Origin of the sequence: Marinobacter sp. MDS2, from assembly GCF_030718085.1 — a bacterium.
Lineage (GTDB): Bacteria > Pseudomonadota > Gammaproteobacteria > Pseudomonadales > Oleiphilaceae > Marinobacter.
This window is the reverse complement of the sequence record NZ_JAVAJF010000004.1, coordinates 41094-66989: the sequence shown is the minus strand read 5'-3', so window position 1 is coordinate 66989 and position 25896 is coordinate 41094. Positions and strand designations below refer to the sequence as shown.

Annotated in this window: 21 protein-coding genes; 19 read left to right on the top strand and 2 right to left on the bottom strand. The window is 55.6% G+C overall.

The genetic code is table 11. The features are described 5' to 3' along the window. Positions 1–180 precede the first annotated feature (180 nt). The 12 genes from Q9245_RS14850 to Q9245_RS14795 all read left to right on the top strand — a co-directional run bounded on the left by Q9245_RS14850 (position 181) and on the right by Q9245_RS14795 (position 16371). Positions 181–1245: a pilus assembly protein PilM gene (locus Q9245_RS14850; RefSeq protein WP_133006481.1), complete on the top strand. Its 1065-nt coding sequence runs from the start codon at positions 181–183 to the stop codon at positions 1243–1245. Continuing rightward, positions 1245–1808: a PilN domain-containing protein gene (locus tag Q9245_RS14845; RefSeq protein ID WP_305897913.1), complete on the top strand. Its 564-nt coding sequence runs from the start codon at positions 1245–1247 to the stop codon at positions 1806–1808. The genes Q9245_RS14850 and Q9245_RS14845 overlap by 1 nt, the downstream gene beginning before the upstream one ends. After that, the gene (locus Q9245_RS14840; protein WP_114335870.1) at positions 1808–2419 is read left to right on the top strand and encodes a type 4a pilus biogenesis protein PilO; all 612 of its coding nucleotides are present in this window, start codon (positions 1808–1810) and stop codon (positions 2417–2419) included. Before Q9245_RS14845 ends, Q9245_RS14840 begins: the two co-directional genes overlap by 1 nt. Positions 2420–2421: 2 nt before the next feature. Then, positions 2422–2979 (top strand): pilus assembly protein PilP, encoded by a 558-nt coding sequence (locus Q9245_RS14835; protein WP_305897912.1) that lies wholly within the window; start codon positions 2422–2424, stop codon positions 2977–2979. 50 nt (positions 2980–3029) lie between these two features. Continuing rightward, positions 3030–5096 (top strand): type IV pilus secretin PilQ family protein, encoded by a 2067-nt coding sequence (pilQ, locus tag Q9245_RS14830; protein WP_305897911.1) that lies wholly within the window; start codon positions 3030–3032, stop codon positions 5094–5096. A gap of 126 nt (positions 5097–5222) precedes the next feature. Further along, positions 5223–5813: a shikimate kinase AroK gene (gene aroK / locus Q9245_RS14825; RefSeq protein WP_305897910.1), complete on the top strand. Its 591-nt coding sequence runs from the start codon at positions 5223–5225 to the stop codon at positions 5811–5813. After that, positions 5794–6870 (top strand): 3-dehydroquinate synthase, encoded by a 1077-nt coding sequence (gene aroB / locus Q9245_RS14820; RefSeq protein WP_305897988.1) that lies wholly within the window; start codon positions 5794–5796, stop codon positions 6868–6870. The genes aroK and aroB overlap by 20 nt, the downstream gene beginning before the upstream one ends. A gap of 40 nt (positions 6871–6910) precedes the next feature. After that, positions 6911–8398 carry an AAA family ATPase gene (locus tag Q9245_RS14815; RefSeq protein ID WP_305897909.1) on the top strand — a complete coding sequence of 496 codons (1488 nt, stop codon included), beginning with the start codon at positions 6911–6913 and terminating at the stop codon, positions 8396–8398. 186 nt (positions 8399–8584) lie between these two features. Next, positions 8585–13033 (top strand): glutamate synthase large subunit, encoded by a 4449-nt coding sequence (gltB, locus tag Q9245_RS14810; protein ID WP_305897908.1) that lies wholly within the window; start codon positions 8585–8587, stop codon positions 13031–13033. Positions 13034–13108: 75 nt separating this feature from the next. Further along, entirely contained in the window at positions 13109–14527 is a 1419-nt protein-coding gene (locus tag Q9245_RS14805; RefSeq protein ID WP_305897907.1) for an FAD-dependent oxidoreductase, read from the top strand. 125 nt (positions 14528–14652) lie between these two features. Continuing rightward, entirely contained in the window at positions 14653–15720 is a 1068-nt protein-coding gene (hemE, locus tag Q9245_RS14800) for a uroporphyrinogen decarboxylase (protein WP_114335877.1), read from the top strand. A gap of 282 nt (positions 15721–16002) precedes the next feature. After that, entirely contained in the window at positions 16003–16371 is a 369-nt protein-coding gene (locus Q9245_RS14795; protein WP_305897906.1) for a PilZ domain-containing protein, read from the top strand. Between the two features lie 10 nt (positions 16372–16381). Here Q9245_RS14795 and radA read toward each other — a convergent pair whose 3' ends face one another. Both radA and ettA read right to left on the bottom strand, forming a co-directional pair. Beyond that, positions 16382–17761: a DNA repair protein RadA gene (gene radA, locus Q9245_RS14790; protein ID WP_133006471.1), complete on the bottom strand. Its 1380-nt coding sequence runs from the start codon at positions 17759–17761 to the stop codon at positions 16382–16384. Then, positions 17761–19422 carry an energy-dependent translational throttle protein EttA gene (gene ettA / locus Q9245_RS14785; RefSeq protein ID WP_305897905.1) on the bottom strand — a complete coding sequence of 554 codons (1662 nt, stop codon included), beginning with the start codon at positions 19420–19422 and terminating at the stop codon, positions 17761–17763. Before ettA ends, radA begins: the two co-directional genes overlap by 1 nt. 373 nt (positions 19423–19795) lie before the next feature. Here ettA and glyA point away from each other — a divergent pair, with 373 nt between their 5' ends. From glyA to thiL, 7 genes are all read left to right on the top strand, one after another. Further along, entirely contained in the window at positions 19796–21049 is a 1254-nt protein-coding gene (glyA, locus tag Q9245_RS14780; RefSeq protein ID WP_114335881.1) for a serine hydroxymethyltransferase, read from the top strand. A 72-nt stretch (positions 21050–21121) separates the two neighbouring features. Then, positions 21122–21631, top strand: a complete 510-nt coding sequence (gene nrdR / locus Q9245_RS14775) for a transcriptional regulator NrdR (protein ID WP_305897904.1) — start codon at positions 21122–21124, stop codon at positions 21629–21631. Between the two features lie 2 nt (positions 21632–21633). Further along, a complete protein-coding gene (gene ribD, locus Q9245_RS14770; RefSeq protein ID WP_305897903.1) occupies positions 21634–22749 on the top strand; it encodes a bifunctional diaminohydroxyphosphoribosylaminopyrimidine deaminase/5-amino-6-(5-phosphoribosylamino)uracil reductase RibD in 1116 nt (371 codons plus the stop codon). A 63-nt stretch (positions 22750–22812) separates the two neighbouring features. After that, complete coding sequence (gene ribBA, locus Q9245_RS14765; RefSeq protein WP_305897902.1) at positions 22813–23928, top strand: bifunctional 3,4-dihydroxy-2-butanone-4-phosphate synthase/GTP cyclohydrolase II; 1116 nt, start codon at positions 22813–22815, stop codon at positions 23926–23928. 49 nt (positions 23929–23977) lie between these two features. After that, positions 23978–24454 carry a 6,7-dimethyl-8-ribityllumazine synthase gene (gene ribE, locus Q9245_RS14760; RefSeq protein ID WP_133006465.1) on the top strand — a complete coding sequence of 159 codons (477 nt, stop codon included), beginning with the start codon at positions 23978–23980 and terminating at the stop codon, positions 24452–24454. Continuing rightward, on the top strand, positions 24454–24930 hold the full coding sequence (gene nusB, locus Q9245_RS14755; RefSeq protein ID WP_305897901.1) for a transcription antitermination factor NusB: 477 nt from the start codon (positions 24454–24456) through the stop codon (positions 24928–24930). The genes ribE and nusB overlap by 1 nt, the downstream gene beginning before the upstream one ends. A 3-nt stretch (positions 24931–24933) precedes the next feature. Continuing rightward, positions 24934–25884, top strand: coding sequence for a thiamine-phosphate kinase (gene thiL, locus Q9245_RS14750; RefSeq protein ID WP_305897900.1), 951 nt, complete (start codon positions 24934–24936; stop codon positions 25882–25884). Positions 25885–25896: the final 12 nt, after the last annotated feature.

Sequence of the window (25896 nt, the reverse complement as noted above, 5' to 3'; positions counted from 1 at the left end):
TAAAATCGAGAGATTGCATTGTAGACGGAATGAATAAGAAATTCTCTTACATATAAAATAGATAACAAGCAGGGAAACTGCATAAAGCTAAGAGAGCGATCTCGAGACTTCTGCCGCGAACAAGTAAGAAGCCGAGGGGCTCCAACGCCGGGTGTATTCAACCAGGTATAGGGTGAGCGCGTGTTCGGATTGATAGGAAAAAAATCCAGTTCTGTTCTTGGGGTTGATGTCAGCTCCAGTTCAGCAAAACTCCTCGAACTGTCAAAGCAGGGCGACCGTTACAGGGTCGAAAGCTACGCTGTTGAGCCCCTTCCGGCCAACGCAGTTGTCGAGAAAAACATTACAGACGTAGAGGCGGTGGGCGAAGTGCTCAAGCGTGTCGCGTCCAAGTCCCGCACCAGTGTCAAACAGGTGGCTGTTGCAGTCTCCGGTTCGGCGGTCATTACCAAGGTGATTCAAATGGATTCGGGTCTCAACGAGTTTGAGATGGAAGACCAGATTGCTTTGGAAGCGGATCAATACATCCCATACCCCCTTGATGAAGTGGCGATCGATTTCGAAGTGCAGGGGCCTTCCGAGAGTAATCCGGATCAGGTCGATGTGCTGCTCGCTGCTTGCCGAAAAGAAAACGTTGACGTTCGCGAAGATGCTCTCGAAATAGCAGGGCTGAACGCGAAGGTGGTTGACGTTGAAGCCTATGCGCTTGAGCGGGCCTACGAGCTGATTGAGCCACAACTGGATTCTCAGGGTGAAGAGTTGGTGGTGGCGATCATGGATATCGGGGCCACCATGACCACGCTGAGTGTTCTCGCAGAAGGTAAAACGGTTTATACCCGGGAGCAGATCTTTGGGGGTAAGCAGCTTACTGAGGAAATTCAGCGCCGGTATGGTTTGTCCACAGAAGAAGCCGGCCTGGCTAAAAAGCAAGGTGGTTTGCCGGATGATTACGAAACCGAAGTGCTAAATCCATTCCGGGAAGCGGTTGTCCAGCAGGTGGCACGTGCGCTGCAGTTTTTCTTCGGTGCCAGCCAATACAACGCAGTGGATTACGTGGTGCTTGCCGGTGGTACAGCTTCGATTCAGGGGCTTACCGAAATGGTCGAAGAAAAAACAGGGACGCCTACGCTGGTTGCGAACCCGTTCGCGGATATGGCAGTGGGCTCCCGGGTGAATGCATCCTCGCTGAGCAATGATGCTCCATCGTTGATGATTGCCTGTGGACTGGCAATGAGGAGTTTCGACTGATGGCAAAAATTAACCTCAGGCCCTGGCGCGAAGAGCTGCGCGCAGAAAAGCAGAAACAGTTTGTGGTGATGATGTTGGGCGCGGTGATTATTGCGGCGGGTTTAGTGTTCTTGTGGAAAACCGATACGGACAACCGAATCGCTTACCAGCAATCTCGCAACGCTTACATCGAAACTGCAACGAAGCAGCTGGATAAGCAGATTAAAGAAATTGAGAACCTCAAGCGACAGCGCGACGAATTGCTCGCCCGGATGAAGGTCATTCAAGATTTGCAGGGTAAGCGCCCGGTCATTGTTCGGGTGTTTGACGAGTTGGTTCGCACGCTTCCCGATGGGTTGTTCTTCACCGACCTTAAGAAGACCGGTGAACGCCTGGATATCGTTGGCATGGCAGAGTCCAACAGCCGCATTTCTAACCTGATGCGTCAGTTCGACGAATCCGAGTGGTTTACGGGGCCAAACCTGACCAACGTTGCTGCTGCAGACAATCGCCGTGCTGGCTACAGTCAGTTCAATCTATCGGTTCAGCAGAAAACGCCAGAGCCCGAAGGGGAGGATAAATAATGAGCCTCGCGGACTCACTGAAAAGTCTTAATGAATTCGATATCAATGATCTGGATGTCAACAATGCAGGCATTTGGCCGGCACCGATCAAGGCGATCGTATTCCTCTTGGTGTTTGGCTTGATTCTGGGCGGTGGGTATTGGTTCTTCATCAAAGATCAGTATGCCCAACTGGACCGGGTTGAGAGAAAAGAACAAGAGCTGAAGCAAACATACGAGCAGAAAGCCTATCGGGTAGCGAACCTGGAGGTCTTTAAAGCTCAGATGGTCGAAATGGAAGAGACCTTTGGAGCACTGGTGCGCCAGCTGCCAAGTGAAACCGAGGTGCCGGGCTTGTTGGAAGATATCACCAATACCGCTCTGGGCAGTGGTCTGAGCTTGCAGGAAGTGAAACTGCAACCCGAGCGCCAAAGAGATTTTTACTCTGAACTTCCTATTAATGTGCGGGTTTCAGGTTCGTATCACGAGCTGGCCTCGTTCGTCAGCAGCGTGGCAAGTTTGCCGCGCATCGTTACGCTGCACGATTTGACTATCAAACCAATCGGTGGAAACGGTGAACAACTTGATATGCAGGTTGTCGCTCGTACCTACCGTTACCGGGCTGGAGAGTAAGCATGGCAAAGAAGCATGCAGGAAAAGCCTGGCTGGGTGTGTGTCTGGCGTCGTTACTGACGGCTTGTTCCCAGGGAAACGGCTTCTCGGATTTGGACAAGTTTATGGCGGATACCCGGGCGAAACCCCGGGGGCACGTAGAGCCCTTGCCAGAGTTCAAGGCCTACGAGGCCTTCAGTTATTCGGCGGCAGATCGTCGAGCGCCGTTTGAACCGCCCGTCGATGTTCAGCTCACTATGGTGGATGAAAAGCCGATCACCGATGTGGAGCCGGATCTTGATCGCCCAAGAGAGGTGCTTGAAAACTTCGATCTGAAATCGCTGAGCATGGTGGGAACCTTGGAAGGCGCCGGTGGTACCCTATATGCCTTAGTGCGGGATGGTGCATCTGGCATTCATCGAGTGCGGGTTGGTAACTACATGGGGCAAAACTATGGCCGCATCGTAGGTGTCAGTGAAACGCGCATCGAATTGATTGAAATCGTTCCGAATGGCCGGGGTGGATGGGTTGAACGCCCCCGCTCCTTGTCTTTGGATGAGGGCTCGGGAGCGGCAGGATGATGACGACAAGAAACATGCAAGAACAAACAGGTTTAGGGTCGAGGCTAGCGATGTTCAAAAAACTAAATGTCTCCGTAGGTATTATCGCCGTGGGGTTATGGAGCAGCCTGGCCAGCGCGGTCACGCTGCAGGACGTCACGTTTTCGTCGCTGCCGGGTGAGCGCTTGGAAGTGACCATGGAATTCGACGGTACACCACCGGAGCCGACCGGCTACACCATCGAGCGGCCGGCACGTATTACCGTTGACCTGAAAGATACGACGAGTGCGATCAATAAACGCAGCATTCCGTTGGGGTCGGGCAATGCCCAGAGTGTGACCGTTGTGGAAACCAAGGATCGCACCCGTTTGATCTTCAATTTGATTGAGTTGGTTCCACACGAGACGACTCGTAACAACAACTCGCTGGTGATGACCATCGGTGGTGGCGCAGTGTCATCGTCATCGGTAGCGTCGGCACCCAGCACGCAACAAACGAGTGTTTCTGCACCGTCAGGAGCAAACGCTCTGGCCGGTATAGATTTTCGTCGAGGCAAGGCTGGCGAAGGGCGTGTGATTGTCGATCTGGGCAGCAGTTCCTCGGCCGTCAACCTGACCGAGCTGGGTGGCCGTATTCGCCTGACCATGCCGGGTCTTGATGTTCCCGTTGATTTGCGCCGCCGTCTGGACGTGACGGATTTTGCAACGCCGGTCACTCGCATCGATACCTTTATGGAAGATGGTAATGCAGTTGTCGAAATTCGCCCGGAAGGGGATTACGACTACATCGCCTACCAGTCTGGCCGCGAGTTCACGGTTAGCGTGGAAGAGATTTCTCAGGAAGAAGCAGAAACGCGTCGCGAAGAGAAGTTCCCGTATTCTGGCGAGAAACTGTCGCTCAACTTCCAGGACATCGAGGTTCGTTCGGTGCTGCAGCTGATCGCTGACTTCACAGGCTTGAACCTGGTGGCCAGTGACACCGTGGGCGGTAGCATTACGCTGCGCCTGCAGAACGTGCCCTGGGATCAGGCGCTGGATCTGATTTTGAAGACTAAAGGTCTGGATAAGCGTCAGATTGGTAACGTGCTGTTGGTCGCGCCCGCTGAAGAAATCGCGGCTCGTGAGAAGCTGGAACTGGAAACCAATAAGCAGATTGCTGAGCTGGCGCCGGTTCGACTGGATATTATTCAGGTCAACTACGCGAAGGCTGATGAAATTGTGAGTCTCATCCAGGCTGACGCAGAATTGATTTCCTCGCGAGGCTTCGTGTCCTCGGATAAACGCACCAACACCATTACGGTTCGTGAAACCGCGGACAAGCTCGAAGAAATTCGTCGCTTGGTAAGCACCTGGGACGTTCCGGTGCGTCAGGTTTCTATTGAGGCTCGAATTGTCCGCGCGCAGACCAACGTAGCTGAAGACCTGGGCGTTCGTTGGGGTGGCGCAGCCTATGATGTGAGTGGCAACGATGTAGTGACCGTTGGTGGCTCATTGGGAACGCTCAGCGAAGCGCGTGATGCCGCAAGTGGCGGCAGTAACACGATTTCGTTCCCGGGTGCTTTGGGTGTGGATCTGGGTGTCACCGGAGAGGGCGCCTCTTCTTTCGCCATCGGCTGGGGTAGTGATGACTTCCTGGTGGATCTTGAGCTTTCAGCGCTCGAAAGTGATGGTCGTGCCGAAGTGGTTTCACAGCCGCGCGTTGTGACGGCTGATCGCCAGAGCGCATCGATCAAGTCCGGTGAAGAAATTCCTTATCAGGAAGCCTCTTCAAGTGGTGCTACGTCTGTGTCGTTCAAGGAAGCCGTGCTTTCTTTGGAAGTAACGCCGCAGATTACGCCGGATGACAAGATCATTATGGATCTGATCGTGAATCAGGATTCTCGTGGTGAGGTGACGGCAGGTATTCCGTCGATCAATACCAACGAAGTCACGACCCAGGTTCTGGTCGCGAACGGTGAAACCGTGGTGCTTGGTGGTATCTTCCAGTCAGAAGTTGCTACTCAAACAACCAAGACGCCGTTCCTGGGCGACATCCCATACCTGGGTCGTTTGTTCAAGCGCACTGAGCATGTAGACGAGCGCAGTGAGTTGCTGATCTTTATCACACCGAAGATCATCAAGAGCGATCTGATCCAGTAATTGGGCCAGAGTTTGAAAGCCGCCGCTAATACCGGCGGCTTTTTTGTGTCTGTGCCTTGGCGAGGTTATGGATTGGCGCGCCCTGTGCTATTCTCATCCGCCTGAAAAATTGTTGAGCGGAAAGTTATGTCTTTGCCCAAACGCGTTGTTCTGGTTGGGCCCATGGGGGCCGGAAAAAGCACTATCGGCCGTTTGCTTGCCAGAGAGCTTGGTTATCGTTTTATGGATTCGGACCGGGTTATCGAAGAGCGGTGTGGGGCAAATATCCCGTGGATATTCGATGTCGAAGGTGAAGGCGGCTTCCGGCAAAGAGAAACCGCCATGCTCGACGAGATGACAGCCGAAACCGAAGTGGTTTTGGCAACAGGGGGTGGTGCCGTGATGCGCCCGGAAAACCATCCGTTACTGCGAAAAGACGCAGTGGTTGTTTATCTGAAAACCTCCATAGAGCAGCAAGTAGAGCGAACAAGAAAGGATCGCAATCGTCCCCTTCTACAAAATGATGATCCTGAAGGGGTGTTGCGAAAGCTGTTTGCGATCCGGGACCCCCTGTATACCCAATTAGCCGATATAGTGATGTACACCGACCGAAAAAGCCCACGGCTCGTGGTTCGGCAGTTGGTGAACAGGATCAGTCCGAAAACCCCAAGGCATAGAAGGCAAAGGCGGAAGGAAGGTCGTCAGCATGTACAAGGTACTGAAAGAACTCAAAGTTGATCTTGGTGAGCGCAGCTACCCCATTGTGATTGGATCGGGACTGCTGGGTTCATACGACCTGGCTCCATGGGTGAGCGGCAGTCAGGTGATGATTGTCACCAACGACACGGTCGCGCCGTTGTATTTGGAAAAAGCGAAGGCGTGTTTCCCGGGAAAACAGGTTGATGTGGTCACGCTGCCGGATGGCGAAGAACATAAAAACTGGCAGACGCTGAATCTTATCTTCGACGGTTTGCTGGAAAATCGCCACACCCGTCATACGACCATTGCGGCGCTGGGTGGCGGCGTGGTGGGAGATATGGCAGGGTTTGCGGCGGCGTGTTACCAGCGTGGTGTACCGTTCATTCAGATTCCGACCACACTGTTGTCGCAGGTGGATTCATCCGTCGGCGGTAAAACCGGCATCAACCATCCTCTCGGCAAGAATATGGTGGGAGCTTTCCATCAGCCGCAAGCCGTGCTGATTGATACCGATACACTTGCAACCCTTCCTGCCCAAGAAGTGTCTGCGGGACTTGCTGAGGTGATTAAATACGGTTTGATTCGCACCCCTGAATTCCTGGGCTGGCTCGAAGATAATATCGAAGCTCTTCGCGCACTTGATACCGAAGCTCTGGGTGAAGCCATATACCGTTCCTGTGAGTGTAAGGCGGAAGTGGTTTCCTTGGACGAGAAAGAAGGAGGTCTGCGCGCCATTCTTAACCTGGGCCATACCTTTGGCCATGCGATCGAAACGTTTGCAGGATACGGCAATTGGTTGCACGGTGAGGCGGTTGGAACTGGTATGATGATGGCGGCCGATTTGTCTGTGCGCGAAGGGCATATTAGCGAAGCAGATAAAGATCGTGCGGATGCCTTGATTCGTAGCGCCGGTCTGCCAGACAAAGCACCAGAAGGAATGACAGAAGACGACTTCATGCGCCTGATGGCTGTGGATAAGAAAAACGTTGATGGCCAGATCCGTTTGGTACTCATGCGCGCATTGGGCGACGCTTGGGTAACCGCAGACTACAAATCCGAGAATTTGCGTGCGACCTTGCAAGCGTTTATCGGTTAACCGATTGTCTACCCAAAAAACAATAATGCAGGGATGAGGTGTGGCTCAGGACACGTTAAACAGTCTTGATGGCGGTGGGTTGTTCCCGCGTCTGCAGCAGCGTTACGGATTAAGCGAGAATCCGCTTGAGATGGACGCGCCTTTCTTTACCGGGGCGATGCGCCAGCACGCCTTGGAAACTCTGCGCCATCTCTGTGGCTTCGGCGATATGGCGCTGGTTATTACAGGCGCGCCCGGAGCCGGAAAAACGCGGGTGCTGGCCGAGTTGGTTCGCAGTGAATCGTCACGGCTGGATTTTCACTCTGTGCCGGTAGCCGCCCTGACAAGCGCCGCGGCTTTGGCTCGAGAGCTAAAACGCGTATCTCGCTCTGCTATTCCCGAAGATTTCGAGCCCCGTGAAGCGGTTTATCGTTATTTTTCGTGGTCGGAGAGTCGTGTTGAGCGTGGCCAGCGTCAGGTTCTCCTGATAGATGATGCCGATCGATGCCCGCCGGATGTTTTGAATCTTATTCTCTCCGCATTTGTTGCGTCCGACCGAGCTGCGGCAGCGATCCCCGTGTTTGCCGGCAGCGAAGCCGTGGAACGAGTGCTCTCGTCAGAGCCCGATGCCGGTTATGTGCATCATCTACCGTTGCCCGCGCTGAACAAAGACGACGTTTTTGCCTATTTAGAGCCTCGTGTTATTAACGCGGGCGGGTCTGTGGATGAATTGCTGTCTGCATACCGGTTAAAACAGATTCACATCCTGAGTCAGGGCAGCTTTGGCCGGTTAAAGCGGGTGGCGTCGGGTGTTTGGCTTGATATGGTGGCGGGTGCTCAGGGCGTGTCCCGTTTTAACTTCCCGCCGGTCCAAAGTCTTCGCTGGCCGGCCATTGCACTGTTGTTGCTGGGTATTTCCTGGTGGTTAGTGTCGCTACAGTACGATCAAACGGTGGAAAATTTGCCGGATGCCAAGGCTGAGCCTGAGCGTGTCCGAAAAAGTATCACGATCGGGCCGGAGTCTCCGGCAGAAGAGTATGAAAGTGCCTTGATGCCGAAACAAAATGTGGCATCGGAACCGCCCGCTGTGCTGGACCTTCCGCTGGAACCCGCGAAAACTGTTGCAGAGCCAGAGCCAGAGCCAGAGCCAGAGCCAGAGCCAGAGCCAGAGCCAGAGCCAGAGCCAGAGCCAGAGCCAGAGCCAGAGCCAGAGCCAGAGCCAGAGCCAGAGCCAGAGCCAGAGCCAGAGCCCACGTTTACGCCCATTCTGCCGGAGCGATTTGTTGCGCTTGAGCGCCTGCAACAGCGCCAGGGTTGGACCCTGCAATTGGTGGCGGGGCGCTTGGAACAAACCGTCCTAAATGTGCTTGGCCGATTGCCGGAGGACAACAAATTGCGTTACACCGTTGGTGAACGTGATGGCAAGCCGTGGTTTATGCTGGTGTACGGAAACTACGCGACCCGGAACGAGGCGGAAACTGCCGCCGCGACCCTTCCTGATGCATTAAATGTCGATAGACCCTGGATTCGAACCTACGAAAGCTTTTAAATCGGCGAGAGTGCACCTATATGGTGCACTCCGTGTTCGCCAATTACGAAACTTTTAAATATTCCTTGCGTGCTCATTTTCTATACGTATAATCCCTTCCCCCTTTTTTAAAGTGTCAGCTCATTTTGTGCACTACGGTGGTGCAAAATGGGGTGGCGGGAATGCTTTTTACGTGAGAGAACGCTTATGACGACAGGCTTGTATCATCCCGATGAATTCAGGGACAACTGCGGTTTTGGCCTGATAGCCCACATGAAGGGCGAGGTTAGCCATAAGTTGTTGGAAACAGCTATCGAATCACTCACCTGTATGACTCACCGTGGAGGCATCGCTGCCGACGGAAAGACCGGTGATGGTTGTGGTCTGCTGTTGCAGAGCCCAAAGGCCTTCTTGGTTAAAGCTGCTGAAGCAGCGTTTGGCAAAAAACCTGGCGACTTATTTGCAGTTGGCCAGGTTTTTTTAGCCCAAGAGGAAGGTAAAGCGGCCGCGGGTCGAGCTGCAATAGAGCAAAGATTGACCGAACAAGGCCTCGACATCATGGGCTGGCGTGAAGTGCCCGTCGATGACAGTTGTCTGGGGCCGATGGCAAAAGACTGCTTGCCCCGCATCGAACAGGTGTTCGTTGAGCCAGGTGACAAAACAGAGAAAGAATTTGCAATCAGCCTGTTCCTTGGTCGTCGTTATGCCGAGCGAGACATGGCTGACGATTCCGAATTCTACATCTGTAGTCTTTCGCATCGCACATTGGCCTATAAAGGCCTGATGATGCCCGCTGATCTGGCCAACTTCTATAAAGATTTGGGTGATCCGGATCTGGAAACCGCAATCTGCGTGTTCCACCAGCGTTTTTCAACCAACACCATGCCCAAGTGGCCGCTGGCACAGCCGTTCCGTTATCTTGCGCACAACGGTGAGATCAACACGGTTGATGGCAACCGTAACTGGGCGATCGCCCGTGCGGCCAAGTTCAGCTCTCCAGACCTGCCGGACCTGCAAACCTTGCAGCCGTTGGTCAATCTGGCAGGGTCTGACTCGTCCAGTATGGACAACATGCTGGAAATCCTGCTCGCCGGTGGCGTTGATCTGTTCCGCGCCGTGCGCATGATGATTCCGCCTGCCTGGCAGAACGTGGACACCATGGACTCGGATCTGCGTGCCTTTTATGAGTACAACTCCATGCATATGGAGCCATGGGACGGCCCGGCTGGCCTGGTTATGTCTGACGGCCGATACGCGCTTTGTATGCTGGACCGGAATGGCTTGCGCCCGGCACGCTGGGTGATCACCAAGGATGATTTCATTACCTTGGCATCAGAAGTCGGCACCTACGATTACGCGCCGTCTGACGTTGTGGCGAAAGGTCGGGTAGGGCCGGGCCAGATGTTGGCCATTGATACTGAAACCGGCGAGGTTCTGCATACACCGGATATTGATGAGCGTCTCAAGAACGCTCAGCCGTACCGCCGCTGGTTAAAAGAAAACGCGCTGCGAGTCGAGTCCACGCTTTATCAGGAGTCTCCCGAATTCAAATTGATGGAGGCCGACGAGCTGCTGGTTCACCAGAAAATGTTTAACGTTTCGTTCGAGGAGCGTGACCAGGTGCTTCGGCCGCTGGCAGAAGGCGCACAGGAGGCCGTCGGCTCTATGGGCGACGACACGCCTATGGCGGTGCTTTCAAGCAAGGTTCGGCACGTAGCGGATTACTTCCGTCAAAAATTCGCGCAGGTAACCAACCCGCCAATCGATCCGCTGCGAGAGACCATCGTGATGTCGCTCGAGACCTGTCTGGGTGCAGAGCGGAACGTATTCGAAGAAACTGCAGAACACGCGGACCGGGTTATTTTGACAACGCCGGTGCTGTCGCCAGCCAAGTTCCTGAAGCTTACCAATAACAAGCGCCCCGGCTTTGAAGTCGGCCGGGTAGCCTTGAGCTACCGTCCGGAAGAAGGTCTGGAGCAGGCGATTGTTCGTGTATGCGAAGAGTCTGCAGCGGCAGTTCGTGATGGCAAGGTGCTGCTGATCCTGAGTGATAAGGATTTGGTGGAAGGTGAGCTGCCGGTGAATGCCTTGATGGCCACCGCGGCGGTTCATCACCACCTGTCAGCGAACGGTTTGCGTTGCGATACCAACCTCATCGTCGAGAGTGGGTGGGTGCGCGACCCGCATCACTTCGCAGTACTGTTTGGCTTTGGCGCGACCGCGGTCTACCCGTATCTGGCGTATCAGGTGATGAACGATCTGATTCGCACAGGCGAGCTGATGATGGATCCGATCGAAGCCAAGAACAATTACCGTAAGGGCATCAACAAAGGCCTGTTGAAAATCCTGTCCAAGATGGGTATTTCCACCATTGCTTCATACCGTGGTGCGCAGTTGTTTGAAGCGATTGGTCTGGCCGACAACGTGGTTGATCTTTGCTTTAAGGGTGTGCCTAGCCGTATCCAGGGCGCTGATTTTGGCGATTTCCAGCAAGATCAGGAGCTGCTTGCCGCGGTTGCCTGGAAGCCGCGTAAGCCGCTCTCGCCGGGTGGTGTGCTGAAGTACATCCACGGCCAGGAATACCATGCGTTCAACCCGGATGTTGTGGGTAAGCTGCAAGACGCGGTGATCAGCGGTGACTACGGTCATTACCGTGAATACGCCAGTTTGGTGAATGAGCGCCCGGTCGCGACCTTGCGTGACCTGCTGGTGTTCAAGGATGGCATTCAGGCAATCGATATCGCTGACGTAGAGCCTGTGGAAAACATCTTCCCGCGTTTCGACTCGGCTGCGATGTCTCTGGGTGCATTGTCGCCGGAAGCGCACGAGGCTCTGGCTGTGGCGATGAACACCTTGGGTGGTCGCTCCAACTCCGGTGAAGGTGGTGAGGATCCAGCCCGTTACGGCACCAACAAGCGCTCCAAGATCAAGCAGGTCGCTTCCGGCCGCTTCGGTGTCACCGCCGAGTACCTGCGCAGCGCGGACGTTATGCAGATCAAAGTGGCTCAGGGTGCCAAGCCGGGTGAGGGTGGCCAGCTGCCGGGTGGCAAGGTGAACGACCTGATTGCCCGTTTGCGTTACTCAGTGCCGGGTGTGACATTGATTTCACCGCCGCCGCACCACGACATCTATTCGATTGAAGATTTGGCTCAGCTGATCTTCGACCTGAAGCAGGTTAACCCCGAGGCGTTGGTGTCGGTGAAGCTGGTATCCGAGCCGGGTGTAGGCACCATTGCTGCCGGTGTGGCCAAGGCCTACGCCGACCTGATTACAGTTTCCGGTTATGACGGTGGTACTGCGGCCAGCCCGCTGACCTCGATTCGCTATGCCGGCTCCCCGTGGGAGCTGGGTTTGACCGAAACACAGCAAGCGCTCCGCGCCAACGACCTGCGCGGCAAAATTCGCCTGCAAACGGACGGCGGAATCAAAACCGGCCTGGATGTGGTGAAGGCCGCGATTCTGGGTGCGGAAAGCTTCGGTTTTGGTACCACGCCAATGGTGGCTTTGGGTTGTAAGTACCTGCGTATTTGCCACCTGAATAACTGTGCGACCGGTGTGGCGACTCAGAACGACTACCTGCGTGAAGAGCACTTCAAAGGCACCGTCGAGATGGCAATGAACTTCTTCCGTTTTGTTGCGGAAGAGACGCGCGAGTGGATGGCCAAGCTCGGTGTTCGTAGCATCGAAGAGCTGGTTGGGCGTGTTGATCTGCTTGAGCGCCTGCCCGGCAACACCGCGCGCCAGAAGAAACTCGATCTGACCCGCTTGCTGGAAAACGATCACATTCCGGCAGACAAACCGCAGACCTGCCAGGTAGAGCGGAACCTGCCGTTCGACCAAGGCAAGTTGGCCGAGCAGATTGTGAAGGATACGGCAGCCGCGCTGAACGAAAAATCGGGCGGCGCCTGGACCTACAAAGTCACCAACTGTGACCGTTCAATCGGTGCCCGTTTGTCAGGTGAAATTGCCGCTCGATATGGCAACAAAGGCATGTCAGATGCCCCGATCACCCTCGACCTGACAGGTACCGCTGGCCAGAGCTTCGGTGTCTGGAACGTTGGCGGTCTGAACATGGTGCTGCACGGCGATGCTAACGATTACGTGGGCAAAGGCATGACCGGCGGCAAGCTGGTGATCAAGCCGCCCCGTGGCAGTGATTTCAAAACCCAGGAAACGTCTATCGTCGGTAATACCTGCTTGTACGGCGCAACCGGCGGGAAGCTGTTTGCCGCGGGCACAGCGGGCGAGCGGTTTGCGGTTCGTAACTCCGGCGCTCACGCGGTTGTGGAAGGCGCAGGCGATCACTGCTGCGAATACATGACGGGCGGTTTGGTGACCGTTCTGGGCGAAACAGGCTACAACTTCGGTGCGGGTATGACCGGTGGTTTTGCCTACGTTCTCGATCTGGATAACACCTTTGTAGACAAGTACAACCACGAGCTGGTTGAGATTCAGCGTATTGCACGAGAAGACATGGAAGCCTACCGAAACCACCTGCGCGGTGTGATTCGTGAGCACATTTCCGAAACCGGGAGTGCCTGGGCTGAACATCTTCTGGAGGATTTCGACGATTACATCAACCGGTTCTGGCTGGTTAAACCAAAGGCCGCGAATCTTCGCAGCCTGTTGGCCAGCACCCGAGCCCGTCCGGAGTAAGCCCCGGGAAAACTGTGAGTGGGGCTGCGCTACATACGCAGCCCGCGTCGAAATCGAAAGTATGAGAGCAACACTATGAAAGAACGACTTCATAATGACTTCCAGTTCGTCGAAGTAGGGCGGGTTGACCCGAAGAAAGTTCCGGCGAAAAAGCGGAAGAAAGAGTTCGGTGAAATTTATCATCCGTTTACCGAAACCCATGCGGGATCCCAGGCGCATCGTTGTCTGGAGTGCGGTAACCCGTACTGCGAATGGAAGTGCCCGGTGCACAACTATATTCCGAACTGGCTCAAGCTGGTCTCGGAAGGCAACATCATGAAAGCGGTTGAGTTGTGCCATCAGACCAACTCGCTGCCTGAAGTGTGCGGCCGTGTTTGTCCGCAGGATCGCTTGTGTGAAGGCGCCTGTACCCTGAACGACGGTTTTGGTGCGGTGACCATTGGTTCGGTTGAGAAATACATCACTGACACCGCCTTTGCGTTGGGCTGGAAGCCTGACATGTCCAAGGTGAGCTGGACAGATAAGAAGGTTGCTGTGATTGGTGCTGGCCCTGCCGGCCTTGGTTGCGCCGATGTATTGGTGCGCAACGGCGTTAAGCCTGTGGTTTTTGATATCTACCCGGAAATCGGTGGCCTGCTGACCTTCGGTATTCCGGAGTTCAAGCTCGAAAAGAGCGTGATGGCCCGTCGCCGTCAGGTGTTCGAAGAAATGGGCATGGAATTCCGCTTAAACACCGAAGTGGGTAAGGATGTTTCGCTGAAGAGCATTCTTGACGAGTTCGATGCGGTCTTCATGGGAATGGGCACCTACACCTATATGAAAGGCGGCTTCCCCGGTGAGGATCTGCCGGGCGTTCACGATGCACTTCCGTACCTGATCTCTAACGTGAACCGCCGTCTGGGCTTTGAGAAGAAGCCTGCGGACTTCATTGATATGAAAGGTAAGCGTGTGGTGGTTCTGGGTGGTGGTGACACGGCTATGGACTGCAACCGCACTTCCATTCGCCAGCAGGCTGAAAGCGTAACCTGCGCCTACCGTCGGGACGAAGAGAACATGCCGGGCTCCCGTCGCGAAGTGGCGAACGCCAAAGAAGAGGGCGTGAAGTTCCTCTTCAATCGTCAGCCGGTGGAAATTGTCGGCGATGACAAGGTGGAAGGCGTTAAAGTGGTTACTACCGAACTGGGTGCGCCGGATGAAAACGGCCGCCGCCGTCCGGAAGTGGTGCCCGGCAGTGAGGAAGTGATTCCGGCTGATGCGGTGTTGGTTGCCTTTGGCTTCCGCCCGAGCCCGGCGCCGTGGTTTGAGGAACTCGGTGTGAATACCGATGACTCCGGACGCGTCACCGCGCCAGAAGAAGCGGAGCTGCCGTTCCAGACCAGCAACCCGAAGATCTTCGCCGGCGGCGATATGGTTCGCGGTTCGGATCTCGTGGTCACCGCTATCTGGGAAGGCCGGCAGGCCGCAGAAGGCATTCTTGACTACCTGGATGTCTGAGTAAAATCTTGATCGGTGCCAGAAGGGCGGCTTCCTAGGGGAAAGCCGCCCTTTTTTATTGGCGCAAACGGGGTATCATTGGCTCCCATTGTCTCTGACCCATAAACGATGAGAAGACTGTAACTATGACTGAGTTGAAGAACGATCGCTTCCTGCGCGCTTTGATGCGCCAGCCTGTAGACCGTACCCCGGTGTGGATGATGCGTCAGGCGGGCCGTTACCTGCCGGAGTACCGCGCAACCCGGGCCCAGGCGGGTGACTTCCTCAGTCTGTGCAAGAACACGCCGCTGGCCTGTGAAGTAACGCTGCAGCCGTTGGAGCGTTATCCACTGGATGCGGCGATTTTGTTCTCCGATATCCTGACCATTCCCGATGCGTTGGGCCTTGGTTTGTATTTCGAAACCGGCGAAGGTCCGAAGTTCCGTAAAGTGATTCGTACGGAAGCCGATGTAGACGCCCTGCCAAACATCAAGGCGGAGTCTGATCTGGATTATGTGATGAATGCGGTATCGACCATTCGCCGTGAGTTGAATGGCCGGGTTCCGTTGATCGGTTTCTCCGGTAGCCCGTGGACACTGGCGACTTACATGGTGGAAGGCGGTTCGTCCAAGGACTTCCGTGAAACCAAGAAGCTGGCTTACGGTCAGCCGGAAGTGATGCATCGTTTGCTGGATCACCTTGCGGATTCAGTGATCGATTACCTGAATGGCCAGATCAAAGCCGGCGCTCAGGCTGTGCAGATTTTTGATACTTGGGGTGGCGTGCTGAGCGGCTGGGCCTATGAAGAGTTCTCGCTGCGCTACATGAAGAAGATTGTCGACGGGCTGATCCGTGAAAATGAGGGTCGCCGGGTGCCGGTGATTTTGTTCACCAAGAACGGTGGCCAGTGGCTGGAGTCGATTGCCGACACGGGTTGTGATGCGGTTGGTCTGGACTGGACCACGGATATTGGCAACGCTCGTGCACGAGTGGGTGATCGGGTTGCTCTGCAGGGCAATATGGATCCGACTATGTTGTATGCTCCTAAGCAGCGTATCCGTGAGGAGGTAGAAGATATTCTGTCTCGTTACGGACAGGGCACCGGGCACATCTTCAACCTGGGTCACGGTATTACACCGGAAGTGGATCCGGAGCATGCCGGGGCGTTCATTGAGGCGGTTGTTGAGCTGAGTGCCAAGTATCATCAGCAGTAATTGAGTTTTGGAGATAGTCGTCCTCTAGATTGCCAGTGTGGTGCTGGGCGATCTGGCGGGACGGCCTCCGAAAAACCGCTACGAGCACATCCATGTGCGCTTCTCTTCGGCCATCCTTGGCCTTCGAAATTTTTCGGAGGCCGTCCCGCCAGCTCGCTTCATGCCTCACAGTTAATGTCCACCCGAAACGTAGTTTGGTTTTTCTGCTATTTCCAGCGATGGATTCCCCATTGTGTCCGGTCTATAGTCATAGCAGAGCTATTCAATACTCGGAGACCCCCTTTGGCTGCCCAAAATCCCGAAAATCGCCGTTTCCACCGCATTAGCTTTGATGCTCCCTGCGAGCTGCACTGGCAGGAACAGGTGTGGTCAACGGAGGTGTTGGATATATCCCTCAAAGGGGCGCTTGTGGAGCGACCAGAAGGCTGGAGTGTGCCACTTGGCGAGCCCTGTGAGCTTGTGGTGCAGTTGAACGGCCACGAGGCCGGTATTGTGATGGCGGTGGAATTGGTGCACGTTGAAGGCCATCGTCTGGGTTTTAAATGCCAGTACATCGATATCGAAAGTGCTATGCATTTGCGGCGGTTGGTGGAATTGAACCTAGGTGATCCGGATTCGTTGGAGCGAGAGCTCGCGCATCTGATTGAATAAGAGGAGGAGTTTAAAACTCCTCCAATGCCGAAAGTGCATCCGATAGTTTGGTCACCGGAATAACCTTCATTCCCTCGATAGGCTTGCGAGGAGCATTGGCTTTTGGAACCAGTGCCCGTGTGAAGCCATGCTTGGAGGCCTCGTAAATTCGCTCTTGCCCGCTAGGCACGGGGCGAATCTCACCGGAAAGGCCGACTTCCCCGAAAATCACCAAATCCTGCGGCAAGGCTCGGTTCCGGAAGGACGAAACAACCGCGGCCAGCAGTGCCAAGTCGGCACTGGTTTCAGCTACCTTCACCCCGCCAACCACGTTCACAAACACATCCTGATCTGCCACGTGCATGCCACCATGGCGATGCAGAACTGCCAGCAGCATCGCCAAACGATTCTGGTCCAATCCAACCGCAACCCGTCTTGGGTAACTGCCCTGAGCCATATCCACCAGTGCCTGAATCTCCACCAGCATTGGTCGGGTGCCTTCCCAGACGACCATCACGACACTGCCCGGCGCCGCTTCCTCACCGCGGTTCAGGAAGATGGCGCTGGGGTTTTTCACCTCTTTCAGGCCCTGTTCCAGCATGGCGAAAACGCCCAGTTCGTTCACCGCACCGAATCGGTTCTTGATGCCCCGCAGGGTGCGGTAACGGCTGTCGCTGGAGCCTTCCAGCAGGATCGAGCAGTCGATCATGTGTTCCAGCACTTTCGGCCCGGCCAGGCTGCCGTCTTTGGTGACGTGGCCTACCAAAAACAGAATGGTGCCGGTTTGCTTGGCGAAACGAGTCAGGTAGGCAGCGCTTTCTCGTACTTGCGAGACAGAGCCCGGTGCCGATTCGATGTCGGCAACGTGCATCACCTGAATACTGTCCACCACCAGAATACGCGGCTTTTCTGCTTCGGCCACTTGCATGACCCGCTCGACGCTGGTTTCGGATAGCATTTTCAGGTCTTTGGTGGGCAAGCCGAGGCGTTTGGCGCGCATGGCGACTTGTTGCAGCGATTCTTCGCCGGTCACGTACAGGGCGGGGTGCTGGGCAGCTAACTGACACACGGCTTGAAGCAACAGAGTACTTTTGCCGGCGCCGGGATGGCCGCCCATTAATACCGCTGAGCCTTCGATCAGGCCGCCACCGAGCACGCGGTCAAATTCCTGCATGCCGGTGCTAATGCGGGCCTGCTCGGCCAGGCTGACTTCGTCAAGGCTTTTGACCTCCGACAAGCTGCCCGCGTAGCCCTCGAAGCGAATGCCTCGAGCGCCTTTGGCGTTGTTGCCGGAGATGCCGCGTACTTCGCTGACGGTATTCCAGGCCTGGCAGGCGGTGCATTGCCCTTGCCACTTGGAATAGTCAGCGCCGCACTCGGTGCAAACGTACGCGGTTTTGGTTTTTGCCATTACGCCAGCTTCTTGTACTTCATGCGCTTGGGCTGCATGGCAGAGTCGCCTTTGCGCTTCTTGAAGTCGGCGTCGTATTCCGTGAAGTTGCCATCGAAATACACCACTTCGCCGTCATCTTCGAACGCCAGGATGTGTGTTGCCACACGGTCCAGGAACCAGCGGTCGTGCGAGATCACCAAAGCAGAGCCCGGGAAGTTCAGTAGTGCTTCTTCCAGTGCACGCAGGGTTTCTACGTCGAGATCGTTGGTGGGTTCGTCCAACAGCAACACGTTGCCGCCCTGTTTCAGCAGCTTGGCAAGGTGCAGACGGTTACGCTCACCGCCGGACAAGTCGCCAACGCGCTTCTGCTGGTCGGTGCCTTTGAAGTTAAAGCGGCCCACATAGGCGCGGGACGGGGTTTCGTAGTTGCCGACTTTGATGATGTCGTTGCCGTCTGACAGCTCTTCCCAAACGGTTTTGCTGCCATCAAGATCGCGCATCTGATCAACATAGGCCAGCTCAACCGTTTCACCCACGGTGATGGTGCCGGAATTTGGTTGATCCATGCCGGCAATCATCTTGAACAGGGTGGACTTACCAGCGCCGTTACCACCGATGATGCCCACAATGGCGCCAGGCGGTACGGTCAGTGACACGTCTTCGTACAACAGACGGTCGTCGAAGGCTTTGCTGATGCCTTCAATCTCGATCACCTTGTCGCCCAGACGTGGTCCGGGTGGGATGTACAGTTCGTTGGTTTCGTTACGCTTCTGGAATTCTTGAGAGCTCATTTCCTCAAAGCGAGACAAGCGGGCCTTGCTCTTGGACTGTCGGCCCTTCGCATTGGAGCGAACCCATTCCAGCTCTTGCTTAACGGCCTTCTGGTGAGCGGCTTCCTGTTTGGATTCCATCTCCAGACGCTTCTCTTTGTTCTCCAGCCACTGGCTGTAGTTGCCTTCGAACGGAATGCCCTGGCCACGGTCAAGCTCGAGAATCCAGCCGGCAACGTTGTCGAGGAAGTAACGGTCGTGGGTGATGGCAACTACGGTGCCTTCGTAATCGTGCAGGAAGCGCTCCAGCCAGGCGACGGATTCAGCGTCCAAATGGTTTGTTGGCTCGTCGAGCAGCAGCATATCCGGGCCGGACAGCAGCAGGCGGCATAGGGCCACTCGGCGGCGCTCGCCTCCCGATAGAACCTTTACTTTCTGATCCCAGGCCGGAAGACGCAGGGCGTCGGCGGCGACTTCCATCTTGCGTTCGATGTCGTGGCCGTCGGTGGCCTGGATGATCGCTTCCAGCTCACCCTGCTTCTTGGCCAGCTCGTCAAAATCGGCGTCGGGCTCGGCGTAGGCGGCGTACACCTGATCAAGCTCGGCCAGGGCGTTGTGAACGTGAGCAACGGATTCGTCCACAATTTCTTTGACGGTTTTCTCTTCGTCCAGTTCGGGTTCCTGCGGCAGGTAACCCACGTTGATGCCGGGCTGCGGACGGGCTTCACCGATGTAATCCTGGTCAACGCCAGCCATAATGCGAAGCAGGGTAGATTTACCCGAGCCGTTCAGGCCGAGTACGCCAATTTTGGCGCCCGGGAAGAAGCTAAGAGAAATGTCTTTCAGGATTTCCCGCTTGGGCGGTACCGCTTTGCCCACGCGGTTCATGCTGTATACGTACTGGGCCATATCGGCTAAACCCCTTTGAAATCAGGTTTTTGAGTTCCGGATGCGGTGGCGCGGGTTGCGGGGCAGGCCTTCAGGGATGCGCTGTGAATACGTCCATGTACGCTCGACAAAATCATCCGTGATTTTGACGATCCCTGAAGGCCTGCCCCGCAACCCTCGATCTGACCGCGTGCTTTTGATCCGGTAAGGTATCTAAAGCGTTGAGTGATAGCAATTGAGTGGAAACCGGGATTGCCGGCGTGTCGGTATCTGCGGACGGTATAAAGGATGATTTTTGACCCGCATTCGAGATAGAATGACGGCCCAATTTTTCAGGGGTTGCGGCATACACAACGGTACGTCGCACCAGCCATTCAGACAGGGGCAGCACTCCATGTTTAATCGTGATATGAAAATCGCCGGTTTCGATGACGAACTGTTGAACGCCATGCAGGCGGAAGAAAAGCGTCAGGAAGCGCACATCGAACTGATCGCGTCCGAAAACTACACCAGCCCTCGGGTAATGGAAGCTCAGGGTAGTGTGCTGACCAACAAGTACGCCGAAGGCTATCCCGGTAAGCGTTACTATGGTGGTTGCGAGTTTGTGGACGTGGCTGAACAGCTGGCGATCGATCGCGCCAAAGAACTGTTCGGTGCTGCTTACGCGAACGTGCAGCCGCACTCCGGCTCACAGGCTAACTCCGCTGTCTTCATGGCTTTGGTTCAGCCGGGCGATACCGTTCTGGGCATGAGCCTGGCCCACGGTGGTCACCTGACCCACGGTGCCAGCGTGAACTTCTCCGGTAAGATCTACAACGCCGTACAGTACGGTCTGAACCCGGAAACCGGTCTGATCGACTACGACGAAGTGGAAGCATTGGCCGTTGAGCACAAGCCGAAGATGATCATTGCCGGTTTCTCTGCTTACTCTCAGGAACTGGACTTTGCCCGTTTCCGCGAGATTGCTGACAAAGTGGGCGCTTACCTGTTCGTGGATATGGCGCACGTAGCGGGCTTGGTGGCTGCGGGTGTTTACCCGGATCCGGTGCCTCACGCTCACGTTGTGACCACCACTACTCACAAAACTCTACGCGGCCCGCGTGGCGGCCTGATCCTGGCCTGTGATGACGAAGCCCTGCAGAAGAAACTGAACTCTGCCGTGTTCCCGGGCGGCCAGGGCGGTCCTTTGATGCACGTGATTGCGGCTAAAGCAATCTGCTTCAAGGAAGCCATGAGCGACGAGTTCAAAGCCTACCAGCAGCAAGTTGTGAAGAACGCTGTGGCCATGGCCGACGTGTTCATTGAGCGCGGCTACGACGTGATTTCCGGCGGCACCAAGAACCATTTGTTCCTGGTTAGTCTGATCAAGCAGGACATCACTGGTAAAGATGCGGATGCGGCACTGGGTCGTGCTCACATCACGGTGAACAAGAACGCGGTTCCGAACGATCCACGCTCTCCGTTCGTGACGTCTGGTCTGCGTGTAGGTACTCCAGCAGTCACCACTCGTGGCTTCGGTGAGCAGGAATGTCGCGATCTGGCGGGCTGGATGTGTGACATCCTCGATAATCTTGAAGACGAAGCCACCATCAACCGTGTGCGAGAGCAGGTTGAAGCGGTGTGCGCGCGTTTCCCGGTTTACGCTTGATTTGCACTGAGTAAGTCTGCCCGGGTGTCCTTTCGGGGCTTCCCGGGCCCATTTTTCCGGAGCGTCTGAACTATGCATTGTCCTTTCTGTGGTGAAGCCGATACCAAGGTTATTGATTCGCGTCTGGTGGCCGAAGGCGATCAGGTGCGCCGCCGCAGGGAGTGCTTGTCCTGCCATGAGCGGTTTACCACATTTGAAACGGCCGAGCTGGTGATGCCGCGGGTAGTTAAGCAAGACGGTACCCGGCAACCTTTCGATGAAGAAAAGTTGCGGGCGGGATTGATGAAAGCTCTGGAAAAACGCCCGGTCAGCATTGAATCGATCGAGGCGGCACTGAACCGAATCAAGTACCGGCTGCGGGCGACCGGCGAACGTGAAGTGAAGTCGATGCAGCTGGGCGAAGAGGTGATGACCGAGCTGCGTCAACTGGATAAAGTGGCCTACGTCCGGTTTGCCTCGGTTTATCGCAGTTTTCAGGACATCAACGAGTTCAAAGAAGAGATTGAGCGTTTGTCCCAAGGTAACGGCGATGCCGCAGATGTAGCGCGTGCGTTGGCCGAAAACCCGACAGGGAAAGGTTAAGTATGATTTCAGACCGCGACAGAGCAATGATGGCCCGGGCTATCCAGTTGGCTTGGCGCGGTCGTTACTCCACTCATCCTAATCCACGTGTAGGATGCGTGATTGCCAGAGGCAATCGTATAGTCGGTGAAGGCTGGCATGAGCGAGCGGGTGAGGCGCATGCCGAAGTGCATGCATTAAGCCAGGCCGGGCAGGAAGCCCGGGGCGCGACGGCCTACGTAACCTTGGAGCCCTGCAGTCATTATGGCCGCACTCCGCCATGTGCGAAGGCGTTGATGGAGGCGGGTGTTGCCCAGGTGTTCGTGGCAACGAAAGACCCCAATCCGACGGTTTCCGGCCGCGGTCTGGATATGCTGCGCGACGCGGGCATCAGGGTAACCGAAGGTGTGCTGAGTGATGAGGCCGCGGGCCTGAACCCGGGCTTTATGAAACGCATGAACACTGGCCGGCCATGGGTGCGCTTGAAAATGGCAGCCAGCCTGGATGGTCGAACGGCCATGGCATCTGGCGAAAGTCAGTGGATTACAGGCCCTGAGGCGCGTCGCGATGTTCAACGCCTGCGGGCTATGAGCGATGCCATTCTCACAGGCGTCGGTACGGTGTTGGCAGACGACCCCGCGCTGACGGTGCGCCTCGATGATATGGGTGACCTGGGGGATGCGGCGGCGCCATCACGCCAGCCGCTGCGAGTGATCGCTGATCGTGACGCACGAACGCCAACGTCGGCGCGTATTCTCCGAGGCGGCAATGTTCAGGTGTTTTGCGCCAGCTCCACTCGGCCAACGGCACCTGCTCAGGATTTGGCCGCGCTGGGTGTAAGTATTGCCGGTGTCGCCTGGAGAGATAACGGCGTAGACGTGGCCGAGCTGCTGGATGCCCTTGGCGAGAAAGGCATTAACGAATTACTGGTAGAGGCCGGGCCAACGTTGGCGGGCACCTTTATCAACGAAAACCTGGTGGATGAGCTTTGGTTGTACCAGGCTCCGGTATTTTTGGGCAGTACGGGGCGGCCGACGGCTCATCTGCCCATTGAAGTTATGGCTGACAAAGTGCAATGGAAGGTGCTGGACCGCCGTCAGGTGGGCGAAGATCAACGATTGATCCTCGCTCGCAGTTAATCATTTAATTCATTCCTCTGGGTTGTTGTTGTGAACAGCCGGGGTGACAGGGTGCAGAAGCGTATGGCACTGAACAGCATTGAAGACATCATCGAAGATATTCGACAGGGAAAGATGGTCATCCTGATGGATGATGAAGACCGCGAAAACGAGGGTGATCTGGTGATGGCTGCAGAACATTGCACGCCGGAAGCGATCAACTTCATGGCGCGTTTTGGCCGTGGACTGATTTGTATGCCAATGACACGGCAACGTTGTGAGCAATTGGGCTTGCCGCTGATGGTTCAGCAGAATGCGTCCGGCTTTGGCACCAAGTTCACCTTGTCGATTGAAGCCCGCGAAGGCGTGACCACCGGTATTTCTGCGGCGGACCGTGCCCGGACCGTTCAGGCGGCGGTAGCCCGCGATGCGAAAGCGTCAGATCTGGTTCAGCCGGGGCATATTTTTCCGTTGATGTCTGATCCCGGCGGTGTTTTGAGCCGGGCCGGTCATACCGAAGCGTCTTGTGATCTGGCATCTCTGGCTGGCTGTGAGCCAGCTGGCGTGATCTGTGAAATCATGAATGATGACGGTTCGATGGCCCGCCGTGAGGATCTCGAGCGATTTGCGGAGGAGCACGATCTCAAGATTGGCACCATTGCCGATCTGATCCACTACCGCACCATGAACGAGAAGACCGTGGAGTGCGTGGAAGAGAACGATCTGGATACCGAATACGGTGTCTTCAAGCTGCGCACTTACCGGGACAACATTCAGGGTTCAACCCATCTGGCGATGGTCATGGGTGACATCAGTTCCGAAGAGCCGGTGCACGTTCGCGTTCATATCACGGACACCTTGCGTGACCTGCTAGGTGCGCGCCGCAAAGATTCCCGAAGCTGGCCACTGCATCATGCCCTGGAGAAAGTTGCCAACGAAGGCAAAGGCGTGGTTGTGCTTTTGAACAGCGCAGAAGACAGTCGTAATCTGGAAGATCGCATGCAGGAGTTTTTTGATGAAGGCCGTGGGTCTTCAGGCAAGGGCAGCTCCGGTGTGTACTTTACCGTAGGCACTGGCTCTCAGATTCTGCGCGATATTGGTGTTGGCAAAATGCGTTTGCTGAGCCCGCCCGTAAAATTCTCGGCTATCTCCGGTTTCGACCTGGAAGTTGTGGAATACGTACCTTACACCCCCGAATGATAAATCTGGCCGCAGCCCGAATGCGCTGCAGCCCGCGAAGGAGCCCGAGATGGCAGATATCAAAGTAATTGAAGGTGATTTTACCCAGTGCAGCGGACGTTACGCGCTGGTGGTTGGCCGGTTTAACGGTTTTGTAGTTGAAAGCCTGGTGGAAGGCGCGATCGATACACTGCGTCGTCACGGTATCGCCGAGAGCGATATCACCGTGATTCGCGTGCCAGGTGCTTATGAAATGCCGCTGGCGGTGAAGCGTGTTGCAGAAACCTCTGACTACGATGCCATTATCGCGCTGGGTGCTGTTATCCGTGGTGGCACGCCGCACTTTGAATACGTGGCCGGTGAAGCTTCCAGTGGCTTGGGGGCAGTGAGTCTGGAAACCGACGTGCCAGTCACCTTTGGCGTATTGACCGTTGATTCCATCGAGCAGGCTATCGAGCGTTCAGGAACGAAGGCTGGCAACAAAGGTGCGGAAGCAGCAATTACTGCCCTGGAAATGGTCAGTTTGTTCAAGAAGTTGGGTGAGTAATGAGCGAAGCAGGCGATAGCAGTCCCCAACCGGGGAATACGAACAAGCCCAAGGCCGGCGACCGACGCCGTGCCCGGGCATTAGCAATGCAGGGGTTGTACCAGCGCCATTTCAGCAAAACCCCTATTTCGGATATTGAAGCCGAGTTCATGGTCGATAATGACATGAGCAAGGTGGATATCATGTATTTCCGAGACGTTTTGAGGGGCGTGCACCGCGAGCAGGCGGAACTGGACCGGCTTTTGGAGCCCTTCCTGGACCGTCCCATGAAAGAAGTGGACGCGGTCGAATTGGCTATCGTTCGTTTGGGTGCTTATGAGCTGAAGTACCGAATTGATGTGCCCTACAAAGTAGTGATCAACGAAGGTGTTGAAATGGCCAAGCGTTTTGGCGGCACCGAAGGTCACAAGTTCGTGAACAGTATTCTGGACAAACTCAGCCGTCGACTGCGGTTGGCTGAAACTCGTCCACGCTGATTCATGGGTGAATTTGAGCTGATTCGCCAGTATTTTCAGCCCCTGGCTGACAAAGCACGGCAAGGGCAGCTCATTCTTGGCCCCGGTGACGACTGCGCGATTCAGCGCGTCCCAGCGGGGCGAGATTTGGTGTTTTCGGTGGACACTCTGGTTGAGGGTGTTCACTTTCCCCCGAATTACTCCCCTGAATATCTTGGTTGGCGCTCATTAGCGGTAGCGGTCAGTGATCTGGCTGCGATGGGAGCTGATCCCGTCTGTTTTACGCTGGCTTTATCGTTACCCAGTGCCGAGCCAGAATGGCTGGCCGGCTATTCCCGTGGTTTGGCTCAAGCCAGTGATGCGTTTGGTATCGCTCTTGCGGGTGGCGACACCACCCGAGGCCCGCTCACGATCACACTCCAGGTACACGGTACGGTGCCGCAGGGATTGGCGCTGCAGCGCTCTGGCGCGCGTGCAGGGGATTTTGTCTGTGTGACCGGGCCGCTGGGGGACGCGGGTGCTGCCTTGGATTATCTGGGGTGTGCAATGCCCACCGATGAGCAGCAAGCAGTGCTTTACCGCTATCATTATCCCGAGCCCCGATTGCAGTTGGGAAGCGCTTTGATTGGTAAGGCATCTGCCGCCATCGATATATCGGATGGATTGCTTGCCGATTTGCAGCATATTCTGGACGCTTCCGGTGTGGGGGCTGAGCTGGACGCTGACAAAATTCCACTTTCTGATGCCTTGGTGGCACTCAAGGGCGACGAGTCGCTAAGCTTGGCGTTGAGCGCAGGTGACGACTACCAGTTGTGCCTGACGATTGCCGACGACAAACTGGCGGGGTTGGATTCATCTGTTCGTCATCAGCTCACCGTTATTGGGCATATACAGACGAAACTTGGCTTACGAGTGGCGAATGCCGAAACCCTTGGCTTCCGACAGGGGTTTGATCATTTTGGGAGGTCTGATTGACGGATAATAACG